Origin of the sequence: Aureimonas sp. SA4125 (assembly GCF_019973775.1) — a bacterium.
Taxonomy (GTDB): domain Bacteria; phylum Pseudomonadota; class Alphaproteobacteria; order Rhizobiales; family Rhizobiaceae; genus Plantimonas.
Map to the genome: position 1 here is coordinate 4,291,570 of NZ_AP025032.1, position 15,323 is coordinate 4,306,892.

General features: G+C 66.2%; 12 protein-coding genes and 1 pseudogene. 9 read left to right on the top strand and 4 right to left on the bottom strand.

Annotated features, from left to right (window positions below):
* Positions 1-11 precede the first annotated feature (11 nt).
* The 3 genes and pseudogenes from Sa4125_RS20250 to Sa4125_RS20260 form a co-directional block, all read right to left on the bottom strand.
* Positions 12-350, bottom strand: a complete 339-nt coding sequence (locus tag Sa4125_RS20250) for a response regulator (RefSeq protein ID WP_345944300.1) — start codon at positions 348-350, stop codon at positions 12-14.
* A gap of 20 nt (positions 351-370) precedes the next feature.
* On the bottom strand, positions 371-4,015 hold the full coding sequence (locus Sa4125_RS20255; RefSeq protein ID WP_224001053.1) for a chemotaxis protein CheB: 3,645 nt from the start codon (positions 4,013-4,015) through the stop codon (positions 371-373).
* A 484-nt stretch (positions 4,016-4,499) separates the two neighbouring features.
* A pseudogene (locus Sa4125_RS20260) lies at positions 4,500-4,654 on the bottom strand (transposase); the annotation flags it as partial.
* A 212-nt stretch (positions 4,655-4,866) separates the two neighbouring features.
* Between Sa4125_RS20260 and Sa4125_RS20265 the strand changes: the two are divergent.
* The 4 genes from Sa4125_RS20265 to Sa4125_RS20280 are packed head-to-tail and all read left to right on the top strand — an operon-like array spanning position 4,867 to position 8,410.
* A complete protein-coding gene (locus tag Sa4125_RS20265; RefSeq protein ID WP_224001055.1) occupies positions 4,867-6,357 on the top strand; it encodes a 6-hydroxynicotinate reductase in 1,491 nt (496 codons plus the stop codon).
* Between the two features lie 14 nt (positions 6,358-6,371).
* On the top strand, positions 6,372-7,232 hold the full coding sequence (locus tag Sa4125_RS20270) for a UPF0280 family protein (RefSeq protein ID WP_224001057.1): 861 nt from the start codon (positions 6,372-6,374) through the stop codon (positions 7,230-7,232).
* A gap of 12 nt (positions 7,233-7,244) precedes the next feature.
* Positions 7,245-7,829, top strand: coding sequence for an amino acid synthesis family protein (locus tag Sa4125_RS20275; protein WP_224001059.1), 585 nt, complete (start codon positions 7,245-7,247; stop codon positions 7,827-7,829).
* Positions 7,826-8,410 (top strand): amino acid synthesis family protein, encoded by a 585-nt coding sequence (locus tag Sa4125_RS20280; protein ID WP_224001061.1) that lies wholly within the window; start codon positions 7,826-7,828, stop codon positions 8,408-8,410. The genes Sa4125_RS20275 and Sa4125_RS20280 overlap by 4 nt, the downstream gene beginning before the upstream one ends.
* Positions 8,411-8,467: 57 nt before the next feature.
* Here Sa4125_RS20280 and Sa4125_RS20285 read toward each other — a convergent pair whose 3' ends face one another.
* Positions 8,468-9,667 (bottom strand): amidohydrolase family protein, encoded by a 1,200-nt coding sequence (locus Sa4125_RS20285; protein ID WP_224001064.1) that lies wholly within the window; start codon positions 9,665-9,667, stop codon positions 8,468-8,470.
* A 331-nt stretch (positions 9,668-9,998) separates the two neighbouring features.
* Here Sa4125_RS20285 and Sa4125_RS20290 point away from each other — a divergent pair, with 331 nt between their 5' ends.
* From Sa4125_RS20290 to Sa4125_RS20310, 5 genes are all read left to right on the top strand, one after another.
* The gene (locus Sa4125_RS20290) at positions 9,999-10,442 is read left to right on the top strand and encodes a MarR family transcriptional regulator (RefSeq protein ID WP_224001066.1); all 444 of its coding nucleotides are present in this window, start codon (positions 9,999-10,001) and stop codon (positions 10,440-10,442) included.
* A 206-nt stretch (positions 10,443-10,648) separates the two neighbouring features.
* The gene (locus Sa4125_RS20295; RefSeq protein WP_224001068.1) at positions 10,649-11,878 is read left to right on the top strand and encodes an ABC transporter substrate-binding protein; all 1,230 of its coding nucleotides are present in this window, start codon (positions 10,649-10,651) and stop codon (positions 11,876-11,878) included.
* A gap of 55 nt (positions 11,879-11,933) precedes the next feature.
* Positions 11,934-13,826: an ABC transporter permease gene (locus tag Sa4125_RS20300; protein ID WP_224001070.1), complete on the top strand. Its 1,893-nt coding sequence runs from the start codon at positions 11,934-11,936 to the stop codon at positions 13,824-13,826.
* Complete coding sequence (locus Sa4125_RS20305; protein WP_224001072.1) at positions 13,823-14,608, top strand: ABC transporter ATP-binding protein; 786 nt, start codon at positions 13,823-13,825, stop codon at positions 14,606-14,608. The genes Sa4125_RS20300 and Sa4125_RS20305 overlap by 4 nt, the downstream gene beginning before the upstream one ends.
* The gene (locus Sa4125_RS20310) at positions 14,605-15,321 is read left to right on the top strand and encodes an ABC transporter ATP-binding protein (RefSeq protein WP_224001074.1); all 717 of its coding nucleotides are present in this window, start codon (positions 14,605-14,607) and stop codon (positions 15,319-15,321) included. The genes Sa4125_RS20305 and Sa4125_RS20310 overlap by 4 nt, the downstream gene beginning before the upstream one ends.
* Positions 15,322-15,323 lie beyond the last annotated feature (2 nt).

Genomic DNA, 15,323 nt, shown 5'->3' on the forward strand with positions numbered 1-15,323 from the left:
ACGCGGGCTCGTTACGCAGCAAAACTCTGCGCGATCGCCCGCTCCAGATCGTCCTGCGCATAGGGCTTTCGCAAAGTCGTACATTGGCGATAGCCATCCATCAGGCCCTCGGCCCCATAACCCGTTGCGAAGGCAAACGGGATGCCGCGCGTCCTCAGGATATCGGCGACGGGAAAGGATTTGATCCCGGCCACGTTGATGTCGAGAACCGCGAAGTCGAAATCGCCGTCGCGGGCGAACACTATGGCCCCGTCGACGCGCGTGGCGTGGGCAAATACCTCATGCCCGAGATCGATTAGAAGATCTTCCAGGTGCATGGCGAGCAAGACTTCATCCTCGACGATCAACACCCGTTTCACTGCCATTCCGGTCAACCCGCCTCGCTCCTCTGTTGACCATCGGGCATGGGTGCGTCGATCGTGCAGACAACCCCGAGTTTCGAATACGCCATGTCCACCTTGCCGCCGAGTTCAGCTGCCAGCACCCTCTGGACCATGAGGGAGCCAAATCCCTTCCGCGTCGGTTCGACCACCGCAGGCCCGCCGCTCTCGGACCACTGAAGCGAGAGCCTTCGATCCCGGCCATCGCCCCTGAGCTGCCAGACAATGTGAACCTCGCCCTTGTCGCTCCTCAGTGCCCCGTATTTCGCCGCGTTCGTGGCAAGCTCGTGCAAGGCCATCGCAATCGACAGCGCGACGCTCGGGGAAAGAAAGAGGTGCGGTCCGTCGATGCGGAAGCGGTTTCGCCCTCCCGAATGCGGCTCGACAGTGTCCGAAACGATGTCACGCAATTCGGCGCCGGCCCAGTTTTCACGGGTGAGCAGGTCGTGCGACTTGCCGAGCGCGATGAGACGCGAGCCAAACACCGAACGGGCCTCCTCCATCGAGGTAGCGCTGCCGAGCGTCTGCGACGCAATGGCCTGTATCGTCGCCATGACGTTCTTGATGCGGTGATTGAGTTCGCCGACGAGGATCTCCCGGTGCTCCTCGAAGCGCTTGCGCTCGGTGATGTCCTCGATGGCGATCAGGATCAGCTCTTCCCGGTTCCCTCCCTGCGAGAGCTTCGATGCGGTGAGCAGCATCGATCGCCGTCCCGTCGTATGGAAATCCTGCTCGAATTCGAAATTGTGAAGTTCCTTGCCCAGCGAAAGAACTGTGTCGAGGAGTGCCCGCAAAGGCGGGTTGTTCCACTCTCCCGTCCCGAGATCGAAGATCAGCTGGCCCTCAAGATCCTCGTCAAAGACCGCGAAAAGTTTGCGAAAGGCCTTGTTGGCGGTCTGAACGTGCAAAGAGCCGTTGAGCACCAACAAGGGATGCTGGACCGTCTGAACAATGGTTTCGGAGTAGACTCGCGCATCGTTAACCGCATCGGCCGCACGTTTGCGATCGGTGATGTCGCTGAAGGTGATGACGACGCCGGCGATGCGGTTGTCCTGTGTGCGATAGGGAAGAATGCGGCGCACATACCAGCGGCTTGCATCGCTCAGCACCTCTGCATCGATGGTCGACAACTTCTCGAGCACCGTCTCCACGTCCTGCAGCAGGTGCTCGTCGTAAAACTTCCGCGCCAGATGCGAGATCGGCCTGCCGATGTCCGACGCGACGAAATCGAAGAGGTCCCTCGTCGCAGGGGCGAACCATCGAATGCAGAGTTTTTCGTCGAGGAACAACGTCGGCGTCTCGGAGCCGGTCAACAAGTTGTTGAGGTCATTGGTCGCTGTTTCCAGCTCGCTAATCTTGTGCTGAAGCTGGCCGTTGACGGTGTTCAATTCCTCGTTGAAGGATTGCAGCTCCTCTTTCGAGGTCTCCAACTCCTCATTGGTCGACTGAAGCTCCTCGTTCATCGAGGTGGCTTCCTCGTTCGCCGCCTTCAGCTCCTCGTTCGTGGTTTCCTGATATTCTATGGTGCTCTGCAATTCAGCGCGGATTGCACTCAGTTCCTCCTGAAGAGCCAGCTCGCCAGCCGAGGCGGCGCCCCCCTCCCGGCGCACGAGAGACGGGGACGTCTCGGTCTCCAGCACCACGGGCGCAAAGCTCACCAGTAGAAAGCTGCCCTGCGGCGACACCGGCATGGGCATGGCCGTGATCGCCACGGCCCGGCCGGGCCTGCTTTCCCGGGTGCGGGCGTTGACCGTCACACTCCGGTTGTCTTTCCATGCTTCCCGGATGGCCCCGCGCAACTTGGCGGCCAGCCCATCGCGGGCCATGGTCAGCAGGTCCCTCGTGGGCTCCCCCGGCGGATTTTCCAGATAATCCCGGGTGGTGCCATGGAAATAGAGAACGCGGCCCTTCCGGTCGATCAGCACCGATGCGGGGGCATAGCGCTCCAGCAAGGCGCGACGCGCCATGTCCGCAGCCGAAACGATCGGCTCGGAATCGAGGGGGGGGAGGCGTTCCATGGTGCGCGGCTCCGATCGGCCGCGCGGCGGCGGATATTCCAAGAGGTCGTGCCGGGTCGATCCCAGACGCCGGTATATGCGCCATTTCTTCGACACCGTCTCGAACAGTTCTTCGTGCCGCCCGATGGTTTCGGCATTGCCAAGAAACAAATGGCCTCCCTGCCGCAGCGCGAAATGACACAGCGCAATGATCTTCTGCTGGGCGTCGGGCTCCAGGTAGATGAGAAAATTGCGACACGACAGGAGGTCCAGTCGCGAGAACGGTGGATCGCGCAACAGGTTCTGCGGCGCGAACACGACCATGTCGCGCAATTCCTTGCTCACCTGATACGAGCCGTCGAGCTTCTCGAAGAAACGGGCCAGTCGCCCGGCCGGAAAGTCGGCCAGGGCGGCCGCGGGATAGATGCCCGCGCGCGCCCTGCGCAGATTGATCTCTTGCGCGTCGGTCGCGAAGACCTTCAGATCGAAGCGCTTTCCCGCCGCCTCGGCAAGCTCGGTCACCAGCATTGCGAGGGAGTAGGCCTCCTCGCCCGTTGAGCAGGCCGGCGCCCAGATCCGGAAAGATGCGCCCGTCTCGCGCTCGGCGACCATGGGCGTGATCACTAAGTCGGCGAGAGCCTCCCAGGCATCGGCATCGCGGAAGAATCCAGTGACGCTGATCATCAGGTCGCCGACAAGCGTGGTGACCTCGTCGGCGTTGGTGCGCAGCTCTTCGATGTAGTCGGCAAGCGTCTCGATGTTCCGCAGACCCAGACGACGGTGAATGCGCCGCTTCAGCGTCGATGGCTTGTAGCCGCTGAAATCGTGTCGGCCGTGGGCGCGCAGGAATTCGAGGAGACGGCCGATCGTCGCTTGGCCGCCCGGCAAACCGGTCTCGATCTCCGCGGTTGCGGCGACATAGCCGTGCCGCATGAAGGCCAGAAGCGTCTCGGGCATCTTTTCGGGCGCCAGCACGTGATCGGCCAGATCAGCCGCAATCGCGCTTCTCGGCATGCCATCGAATTTCGCGGTTTCGGGCGACTGGACGAGAGCCATACCGCCCTCCGCCCTGATATCTCTAAGGCCAGCGGTCCCGTTGCTGCCGGTTCCGGAAAGTACAATGGCGATCGCCCGCTGTTGCTGGTCCGCGGCGATCGAGGAAAACAGGACGTCAACGGGATGGCGATGGCCGCGCGGCTCCTCGGGCGGCGAGACGTGCAGCCCGCCAGCGCGGACCCTCAGATCGGAATCCGGCGCGATCACATAGACATGGTTCGCCTCGATCCGCATGCCGTCCTCGACCTGGACGACCGGCATCGCCGTGTGGGCGCTGAGGATATGGGCCAGTTCGCTTTCACGCTTCGGGTCGAGATGAAGCACGACCACGAGAGCACAGCCGCTGTCGCTCGGCATCGCGTCGAAGAAGCCAATCAGGGCCTCGATTCCGCCCGCCGAGGCGCCGATGCCGACAATCGGCACTGCCGATTTCACGCCGGGATCGGCATCGCCGGCGGCAGAAGGCTCGTCCACCTCTGGCTGGAGGGCAACCTCGCTGCCTCCCTCATCCGCATAGCGGATCGGCGTCACCCTTGGCTTGGGCGCGGGGCGATTGCTCCCTCCTTGAGATTCGTCGGGCATGGCCACACATCCCAAAACCTACGTTTACTCTTATGGATAGGCGGTTCTACTCTTATGGATAGGCGGTTCCGCACGGTCGGGCCGCCTGGCCGTTCATTCAGCGAGGCTTCATGGCACAGCTTCGCACGTCCCTCCACATGGACCAAGCGCATACTGCCCGCCCGCTCGGAGCGCCCCGGCAGACGCGAGAAGAAAATCTGTTCGAAGCCAGAGTTCGCTGCCAATGCGGAGATCGCCGGCCAGCGTCAGTACCGGCGACGTCCCCTCCTGTGACGAGAAGGTCACGGGCCCATCGGCAGCATTCCTGCGGCGATTGCCCGGAAGCTGCCAGTGGGCTGATCCGAGACGATGAAGCAGCGGCGGGACATCCCGCGCTGGACCTTGATGAAGTCGATCGCCTGGGCGAAGGAGGCTGGGCGCGGCGCTTCGCAAGTTCCGCGTCGCGGTCTCGAGCCGTCTCTGCGGCCCCGCCCCCAAACGCTGTCGCCATGTTCTCGATGGCCAAGCGTTCCATTGGCCGACCGCGTTCGGATGCACCCCGCGCCTCTTGGCCAGCTTCGCCAGCGTCAGCTCGCCCCGGTTCGCATCCAGCGCGACCTTGGCCTTGATTTCCGCGCTATATCGCGCCCTCTTCGACATTCTTGGATCATCCCTGTCAGCAGGCAATCCACTTTAAACACTGGTCCGATTTTCCGGGACCATCTCTCTCCGGGGGTGACCGATGCAGCCGTCCCAACCCGCAGTTGGACGACGCTGCAGAGGCCGGACGGCCATGCTCGGTTGACAGTGCCAAGGCCGGGCGTATTGTTAGCATACAAACGTCATGTAAGATGCGGCGGCGGGTGCGATCGATGTCCCAGGAAGAGCAACCCGGCACCCAGCTCGGCGAAGCGAAGGTCCGCTGCGACGCCTGCCCGGTGATGTGCATTATCAAGCCGGGCATGACCGGCGCCTGCGACCGCTACGCCAACCGGGCGGGCGAACTGATCCGCGTCGATCCGCATATCCTGCTCGAGCGCACCGTTTTGAAAGACGGGGGCCTCGTGCCCTTCAGCCAGCCGGCGGACTGGGACGGCACCATCCTCCCGCCGCCCGACCGCTTCGTCACCGCCATCGGCGCCGGCACGACCTATCCCGACTACAAGCCGGCTCCTTTCATCGTTTCCTCCGAGGTCGACGGCGTCGACATGGTCACCGTCGTCACCGAGGGCATCTTCAGCTATTGCGGCGTGAAGGTGAAGATCGACACCGACCGCTTCGTCGGTCCGGAGACGAACGCGGTGCGCGTCGCGGGCGAGATCGTCGGCCATGTCACTACAGGCGAATACGGCTCGCAGATGCTCTCACTTGGCGGCGTGCACCATCTCACCGGCGGGTCGAAGAAGGAGGGTCGCGTCGCCTGCCAGGCGCTGCTCGATCTCTGCAATGGCGGGGCCGTCGAGATGCACGTCGACGCAGGCGCGACGCTGGTGGTCCAGGCCGGCCATCCGCCGATCGTCAACGGCACGACCGAGCAGCGCATGCGCGTCGGCTGCGGCTCGGCGACGATCGGCATTTTTGCCCGACAATGGCTGGGGAAGGTCGACGAGGTGGTGGTGGTCGACGACCACATCACCGGCGTCCTCTCCGAGCACCAGGCCGGCAAGCTCCTCGACATTCCCCCCACCGGCATCCGGCTGAAGGGACGCCGCTCGACGCCCGGCCGCTATTTCCAGGTGGCCGAGCCCGGCACGGGCTGGGGCGGGACGAACATTTCCGATCCGCTGGATATCCTCGGCCCCTTCGACCCGAAGACGGCCTTTCCCGGCCTGCGCCTGCTGATGGTCTCCACCACCGGCGAGCATTCCGGCTATTATGAGCTCGACGAAAGTCTCGTACCGGTGGCGAAAGCCATGCCCACCGACCTCGTCGGACCTGTCGACAAGATCGCCGAGAACTGCGAGCCGGCCATGTGCACCGTGCTCTTCGTCGGCGGCGCTGGCGGCTCGCTGCGGGCGGGCGTGACCGATAATCCGGTCCGCCTCACCCGCTCGGTCAAGGAGGCGCTGACGAAGGTCACCTCGGGCGGCGCGCCGGTCTATCTCTGGCCGGGTGGCGGCATTACCTTTATGGTCGACGTCACGCGCCTGCCCGCCAACGCCTTTGGCTATGTGCCGACCCCGGCCCTGGTCGCCCCGATCGAGTTCACTCTGCGCCTCGATGACTACGAGGCGCTCGGCGGCCACATGGACCATGTCCGCCCGCTCACCTCGCTCGGCGACACCGGGCGCCGACAGGTCGCTCCGCATGCGGAAAATCCCTGGCCCTTTGCTCGCGGCGTCGCGGACAGGCGCCCCAGCTGACGGGAGTGGCAGCCATGCGGCGCGGACCCCAGGTCGCCCTCCTTGCCGACGGCCGCCGGCTGCACCTGCAGGACGGGCCGATCGACCTGATCGTCGAGGCCTTCGGTTCACCCGGTGCGGTCACCGCGGCCTACGAGGCAGCCATCCGGCGGCTGGATGGCCTGCTCGAGGCCCTCTGCCAGGAACTGTCGCTGCTGCGTGCACCGGTCACTCCCGGCAGTGCGCGTCCCCTTGATCCCGTCGGGCTGCGCATGCACGCTGCCGTCGCGCCGTATGCCGCGGAAGCCTTTGTCACGCCGATGGCCGCCGTCGCCGGCGCGGTGGCCGACGCGGTCCTTGCCAGCATGGTCGCAGCCGCGCCGCTCGACCGTGCCTATGTGAACAACGGCGGCGATATCGCAGTGCACCTTGGCCAGGGCCAGCGGCTGGCCGCGGGCCTCGTCGGCCGCAGCGACCGCCCTTTCCTTTTCGGGCGCTGCGAGATCGCCGAGGGCGATCCCGTCCGCGGCGTCGCCACCAGCGGCCGGGGCGGCCGCAGTTTTTCGCTGGGGATCGCCGACGCCGTCACGATCCTGGCGCGTACCGCCGCGGAGGCCGATGCCGCGGCGACGATCGTCGCCAACGCCGTCGACCTGCCGGGTCATGCCGCGATCACACGGGTTGCGGCCGCGGACTTGCAGCCGGACAGCGATCTCGGACATCGTCTGGTGACGCGTGGCGTCGGCCCACTTGCCCCGGACGAAATCGATCTGGCCCTGCGGCGCGGACTGCACAGGGCCGAACGGCTCGTCGGCGCCGGCCTGATCGAGGCCGCCGCGCTTCACCTTGCCGGCCAGACGCTCGTCACCGGCCGCCACGCGATCATCGCCGCTTGAGGGAGAACAGACATGCCGGACATCCTGATGCGCAAGCGCATCCTCGTCGTCGAGGAGATCTTTCACGAAGGCGGCCCGCCAGCCGACAGGCCGCTGCGTCGCGGCGCCGTGCTCGCGGTCCTGCATAATCCCTATGCCGGGCGCTATGTCGAAGATCTCATGCCGTTTATGGACGACCTGAAGCCCTTCGGCCTGGAGATGGCGAGAACGCTGCTCGCCGCCCTTGGCAACGATCCGGCGGCGATCGAAGGTTATGGCAAGGGCGCCATTGTCGGGGCAGGCGGCGAATTGGAGCACGGCGCGCTCTGGCATGCGCCGGGCGGCTACGCCATGCGCGAACTCCTCGGCGCGGCCCGCGCCATCGTGCCCTCGGCCAAGAAGGTCGGCGGCCCCAGCACGCGGCTCGACGTGCCGATCACCCACATCAATGCCTCCTACGTGCGAAGCCATTTCGACTCGATGGAAGTCGGCCTCTGCGACGGGCCGCGCGCCGACGAGATGGTCCTCGTCCTTGTCATGACGACGGGCGCGCGCATCCATGCCCGCACCGGCGGGCTGAAGGCATCGGAGATCAAAGGCGAGGACGGACTGCGATGAAGGCCACTATCCGCAAGATCGTGACGATCACCGAGGAAGTTGCGACCGAGATGGGCCGGCCCGTCGATCCGCCGACGCGGCGTGCCGCCGCCATAGCGGTCATCGCCAACCCCTTTGCATCCACCTATGCCGAGGACCTCACGCCGCTGATCGAGATCGGCGAGGAGCTCGGCGCCCTCCTGACGGCCCGCGCCGTCGCGGCGCTCGGCATCGACGGCTCGCGCGTCCAGAGCTACGGCAAGGCCGCGGCCGTCGGCGAGAACGGCGAGCTCGAACATGCCGCCGCCATCCTGCATCCGAAGATGGGGGCGCCGGTGCGCGCCGCGCTCGGCGGCGGCGCCGCGCTGGTGCCTTCGTCGAAGAAGCGCTGCGGCGTCGGCGGCACGCTCGACGTGCCGCTCGGCCACAAGGATGCGGCCTATGTGCGCAGCCATTTCGACGGCATGGAGATCAGGATCGCCGATGCGCCGCGCGCGGACGAGATCATGGTCGCCATCGTCGTCACCGACAGCGGCCGCCCGTTACCGCGCGTCGGCGGGCTGAAGCATGACGAGATCAAGGGCGAGGACGGGTTGCGCTGAGGTGTCGGTTGGGTTGGCGAGAGGCACCGGCGCCAAGTTTGATAGGCGCCCTCGGTTTTACCCCGCCACGACACTCGGCAGTTTCTCCGCCGGCGGGGTGTTGCGGCTGCGGGAGGAGCGCACGATACCGTCGATGACGGTCATGCCGATGCCCGGCAGATCGCCGAGTTCGATCGAATGCAGGAAATCGCGCCCGGCCGAATGCTGCGCCTTGTCCATGAAGACGAAGTCGGCGGCGCGGCCGACCTCGATCAGCCCGCTGTCGAGGGCGCGGATGCGGGCGGTGTTGCCGGTAGCGAAGCAGAAGGCGGTTTCGGCCTTGACGTCGCCGAGGGAGGACAGCATCGAGATCATCCGGATGATGCCGAGCGGCTGCACGCCCGAGCCGGCGGGTCCGTCGGTGCCGAGCATCACGCGGTTGAGCTCGCCCATCTCGCTGGCGATCCGCAGCGTATAGAGCGCGGCGCGTTCGTTGCCGTTGTGGACGAGTTCGAGGCCGCGCTTGCAGCCTTCGCAGATGCAGCGGATCTCCTTGTCCGGCAGTGCCGTGTGTCCGCCGTTGACGTGGCCAATGACGTCGGGATCGACCTCCAGCACCACGTCGGCATCGATCAGCCCAGAGCCCGGGATCGACGGACCGCCGGTGTGAATGGTGGAATTGAAACCGTGCTTTCGGGCCCAGGCGACCATCTGGCGGCCGGTCGCCCCGTCCTTGACGCCGCCAAGCCCGACCTCCCCGAGGAGATGCACGCCGGCATCGGCCATTTCCTTGAAATCGGCCTCGACCATTCCGGGCTCGATCACCGGCGCGCCGGCCAGAACCTTGACCCCGCTCGGCCGGTAGCCGGTGAAGATGCGCTGGGCATAGATCGCCATCGCCTTCAGGCCGACGATATCGCGCGGCCGGCCGGGGGTGTGGACCTCGCCGGCCGAGATCATCGTCGTCACGCCGCCATGCAGGGACGAGTCGATCCAGTTCAGCTGGCTCTGCCGTGGCGTCCAGTCGCCCGAAACCGGGTGGACGTGGCTATCGACCAGTCCGGGCACGACCACCGTGCCATTGGCGTCGATGACACTGTCGGCCTCGCCGAGATCGAGATCGACCGCCTTGCCGATGCCGGTGATGCGCCCGCCGACCGAAACGATCGTGTCGGCATCGAGGATGGGCTGGCGGATGTCACCTGACAAAAGCAGGCCGATATTGCGGATCACGAGCTTCTCGTTGGCACCCGCCGCCGGCTGAACGTCATGCGCCATGGTCTTCTCTCCCTTGCCTCTGCCGTCCGGTCGTTCAGCACGCGCCCGCTTCGCAACGCACTTTGGTTATTGGTACACAAATGACCTGGACAGGCAATCGGGATGATTTTCGCGCAATCTCTCCTTGGACCGGCGAGGGCGCGACCCTGCGCTCCAACCTGCCCTCATCTGCCCGGATTGCCGCCGGAATCCCACCCCTCCGGCGGACGGCACCGGACGGCGGGCGCGGTCGTCAGATCAGCAGCATCTGGCGCGACGCCGCCGCAGCGTGGCGCGTCGCCCCCTGTCGCGCACCCTGTCTCTGAGCATAGACTGCCGCATGGAGAATCGATTGGACATCAAACCCGGCCCGGCGAGCGAGAGCGACGACTACGCCCTCGACACGCAGGTCGGCTTCGTCCTTCGCCAGGTGCAGCAGCGCCATTCCATCCTCTTTGCCGAACTGTTCGGCGGCGACCTCACGCCGACGCAATGGGCCGTCCTCGCCAAACTCGGAGAGATCGGCGAATGCTCGCAGAACCTGCTCGGGCGCTACACGGCGATGGACGTGGCGACCATCAAGGGCGTGGTGCAGCGCCTTTTCGAGCGCGGCCTCCTCACCCGCCGTCCCGACCCAGATGATCGGCGGCAACTGCTGATCTCGATGTCGCCGGACGGGAACGCTCTGTTCCGGCACCACCTTCCGAACGCTTCCCGCGTGTCGGAAGTCACGCTGGCACCCCTCACCGCGCCCGAACGCGCGCGGCTTCTGAGCCTCCTCGCCCGGCTGCGATAGCGTTGGAACCGTCCCGACGCCGGCTATACGAGTTGCCGCGCTGCGAAATCCGCCCGGTGCCATGCTGCACTGAACAATAAATAGGCGCGCCGAAAAAGTGGCTTGACGGGAGGCACAGCATCATTCGTATACTAATGGTACTGGCAGCCATCGACCGATCCGAAACGCTCCGACCCGTCGGGCACACCGCGCAGATGAGGGCACCCATGACGAAGACGTTTTCCCTATCGAAGCTTTTCGCCGGTCTGGCCACGGGCCTCGCCCTCACCGCCGCAACGGTCGCGGCGTCCGCTCCCGAAGCAGTCTCGGCCGAGATCAAGGTCGGCGAGATCAACAGCTATTCCGCCCTGCCCGCCTTCACCGAGCCCTACCGCATGGGCTGGCAGCTGGCGGTCGAGGAGATCAACGCGGCGGGCGGCATCAAGGGCGACGACCTCGTCGTCATTTCCAAGGACGATGGCGGCAAGCCGGGCGGTGCGATCAGCGCGGCGAACGAGCTCGTCTCGCGCGACGGCGTCGTTCTGCTGACCGGCGGCTTCTTCTCCAATCTCGGCCTGGCGATCTCCGACTTCGCCAAGCAGAAGAAGGTCTTCTATCTCGCCGGCGAGCCGCTGACCGACGCCATCACCTGGAGCCAGGGCAACAAGTACACCTTCCGCCTTCGGCCCTCGAACTACATGCAGGCGGCCATGCTCGCCGAAGAGGCGGCCAAGCTCCCGGCCAAGCGCTGGGCGACGATCGCGCCGAACTACGAATACGGCCAGTCGGCGGTCGCCATCTTCAAGCAGCTGCTGCAGAAGGCCCGGCCGGACGTCGAGTTCGTCACCGAGCAGTGGCCGCCGCAGGGCAAGATCGATGCCGGCGCCGTCTCCCAGGCGATCGCCGCGGCCAAGCCCGAGGCCATCCTCAACGTCACCTTCGGCGCCGATCTCGTCCAGCTCGTGCGCGAAGGCACGACGCGCGGTCTCTTCAAGGACGTCTCCGTCGTCAGCTTCCTCACCGGCGAGCCTGAATATCTCGACCCGATGAAGGCCGAGGCGCCGGTCGGCTGGATCGTCACCGGCTATCCCTGGTACGCCATCGAGACGCCAGCCCACGATGCCTTCGTGAAGGCCTACCAGGCGAAGTTCGACGACTATCCGCGCCTCGGCTCGGTCGTCGGCTATGCCGAGATGATGACCATCGCCGCTATTCTCAAAAAGGCCGAGACGACCGAAGTCGACGACCTCGTGGCCGCGGCCGAAGGCATCAAGGTGGACACGCCCTTCGGGCCGATCGAGATGCGCGCCATCGACCACCAGTCGACGCTCGGCGCCTTCGTCGGCACCACGGCGGTCAAGGACGGCAAGGGCGTGATGGAGAATTTCAGCTATCGCGACGGCGCCGACTACCTGCCCTCGGACGAGGAAGTGAAGACGCTTCGGCCGCAGGATTGACCCCGGCGCCGGGCGCCGGCCCGGCTCCCCCCATGCTCGTTCCGGGGATCGCCTGATGGCCTTCATCGTGGTTCAATTTCTGACGGGCCTGGCCAATGCGGCTTCGCTCTTCCTGGCGGCCTCGGGCCTGTCGCTGATCTTCGGCGTCACCCGCATCGTCAATTTCGCGCATGGCGCCTTCTACATGCTCGGCGCCTATGTCGCCTACAGCCTGACGACGCGGCTGGACGGCGCCCTCGGCTTCTGGGGCGGCATTGTCGTCGCCGCCGGCTTTGTCGCTCTGCTCGGCACGCTGCTCGAAATGACGCTGCTCAGGCGCATCTACAAGGCGCCGGAGCTGTTCCAGCTGCTCGCCACCTTCGGCGTGACGCTGATGGTGGAGGATCTCGTCATCCTCGTCTGGGGCCCGCAGGATCTCCTCGGCCCGCGCGCGCCGGGCCTTGCCGGCGCCGTCGAGGTGATGGGCCTGCCGGTGCCGACCTACGACCTTCTCCTGATCGCCCTCGGCCCGCTGGTCCTGGCCGGCCTCTGGCTCCTGATGCACCGGACACGCTGGGGCGTTCTGGTGCGTGCGGCGACCGAGGATCGCGACATGGTCGCCGCGCTCGGCGTGAACCAGAAATGGCTGTTCACCGCGGTCTTCACCCTCGGCGTCTTCCTCGCCGCCTTCGGCGGCGGGTTGCAGATCCCGCGAACGGCCGTCACCCATCTGATGGATCTCACCATCATCGTCGAGGTCTTCGTCGTCGTCGTCATCGGCGGGCTCGGATCGATCACCGGCGCCTTCCTCGCCGCGGTCCTGATTTCCGAACTCAACGCCTTCGGCATCCTCGTCTTCCCCGACATCTCTCTGGTGCTGATGTTCCTCGTGATGGCCGCCGTCCTGATCGTCCGGCCCTGGGGCTTTCTCGGCCGCCCGACCAAGCCCGACCGCCGACCGGCGGGCGCCGTCAGCCGGCCCTGGAAACCGCTGTCGCCGGCCCTGCAGGCGGCGGGTCTGGCGCTGCTGGTGGTCGCGGCGCTGATGCCGCTGGTGCTCGGCACCTACGGACTCGGCGTCGGCGCGCAGATGCTGATCGCCGTCATCTTCGCCGCCAGCCTGCAGTTCATGATGTCGACCGGCGGCCTCGATTCCTTCGGCCATGCCGCCTATTTCGGCCTCGGCGCCTATGGCGCGGCGCTCGGCGTGCAATGGCTAGGGCTGCCGATGGAGCTCGCCCTCATTGCCGGCCCGCTGATGGGCCTGGCCGGTGCCCTCGTCTTCGGCTGGTTCTGCGTGCGCCTGTCCGGCGTCTACTTTGCCATGCTGACGCTCGCCTTCGCCCAGATCGCCTGGTCTGTCGCCTTCCAGTGGGTCGACGTCACCGGCGGCGACAACGGCATTCTCGGTGTCTGGCCGGCCGACTGGGCGTCCGGACCCGAGGCCTTCTACTGGCTGGCGCTCGTCGCGGCGACGGTCTGCGTCGTGGTGCTGCGCCGGCTGACCTTCTCGCCCTTCGGCTACCGCCTGCGCGCTTTGCGGGATTCACCGACCCGCGCCGAAGCCATCGGCATCGACCGTCGTGGCACGCAATACGCTGCCTTCGCCATCGCCGGCACGGCGGCGGGACTTGCCGGCGCGCTTTTCGCCTTCCTCAAGGGCAGCGTCTTTCCCGATGTCCTGTCCATTCCCTTCTCGATCGACGCGCTGGTGATGGTGCTGCTCGGCGGCGTCGCCACCGTTTCCGGAGCGGTCGTCGGGGCGCTGGTCTACACGCTCGCCTCGATCTGGCTGGTCAGCCAGACCGACCTGTCGCGCCTCGTCCTCGGTGGCCTCATCGTCTTCCTCGTGGTCGCCTTCCCGCAGGGGATCGTCGGCACGATCGCCGGGATGCGGCCTGTCGAGGCCTGGCGCGCCCGGCGGGGTGCCGCGACAAGCGGCCTCGTGGCGGCGGAGCCAAGACCATGACCGGGGCGCCCCTGCTTGAAGTCGAGCACCTGTCGAAGTCCTATGGCGGTGTGCACGCCGTGATCGATGTCGGTTTTTCGCTCCATGCGGGCGAGATGCTGGCGTTGATCGGCCCGAACGGCGCCGGCAAGAGCACCTGCTTCAACATGGTGAACGGCCAGATCCCGGCCGACACGGGCCGCATCCGCATCGGCGACCGCGACACACGGGGCCTGTCGCCGCGCCAGGTATTCCGCCTCGGCGTCGGCCGCACCTTCCAGATCGCCGAGGTCTTTCACTCTATGACAGTGCGCGAGAACGTCCAGGCGGTGCTGATGACGCAGGATACGGGGCTTGGCGGACTCTGGGGTGCCGCCGGCACCCGTCATGTCACCGCCGCGGACTCCGTGCTCGACCTGATTGGCATGGCGGACATGGCCGAGCGTCCCTGCGCCGACATGGCCTATGGCGACGTCAAGAAGCTCGAGCTCGGCATCGCGCTTGCCGCCGGCCCAAAACTGCTCCTGATGGACGAGCCGGCGGCCGGCATGGCCCCGCTGGAGCGCGTCGCGCTGATGGCCCTTACCGCCCGCATAGCCCGGGAGCGCGGAATCGGCGTCCTGTTCACCGAGCACGACATGGACGTCGTCTTCGCCCATGCCGACCGAATGATGGTGCTCGACCGCGGCCGGCTCATCGCGGAGGGCAGTCCTGAAAGCGTGCGACGCGACCCGAGGGTCCGCGCCGTCTATCTCGGCGACGGCCGCGTCTACGACAGCGGTGAGAAATCGGTGCCCGCATGACCGGACAGGCCAGGCTCTCCGTCACCGCGCTGAACGCCTTCTACGGCCCGGCGCAAATCCTCTTCGACGTCGCCTTCGAGCTGTTGCCCGGCGAGGTCGTCGCCTTGCTCGGGCGCAACGGCGCCGGCAAGTCGACGACGTTCCGCGCCGTCATGGGGCTGAGTGTCCGGCGTGAAGGCGAGATCCGGTTCGACGGCTCGCTCATAACGGCACTTCCAACCTATGCCATCGCCCGCCGCGGCCTCGGTTACGTGCCGGAGGACCGACGCATCTTCCGCGACTTGACGGTGGAGGAAAACCTGATGGTCGGCACCCAGAAAATGCGCGAGGGTGCCGCCGCCTGGACGCCGGAACGGCTCTACGCCCTCTTCCCAAACCTTGCCGAGATGCGGCGGCGACGCGGCGGCGAGATGAGCGGCGGGGAGCAACAGATGCTGACCATCGCCCGGACGCTGATGGGCAATCCCTCGGCCATTCTCCTCGACGAACCCTCCGAGGGCCTCGCGCCGAAAATCATCGAACAGATGGCTGACGCGATCCTGGCGATGAAGCGGGAGGGCCTCGCGATCCTGCTCTCGGAACAGAATCTGCACTTTGCGCGGTTGATCAGCAACCGTGCCTATATCCTTGAAAAGGGCCGCATTCGTTTTTCCGGCAGCATCGTCGACCTCGATGCCGACGCCGGTCTTCGCGACCAGTATCTGGCGGTGTGAGG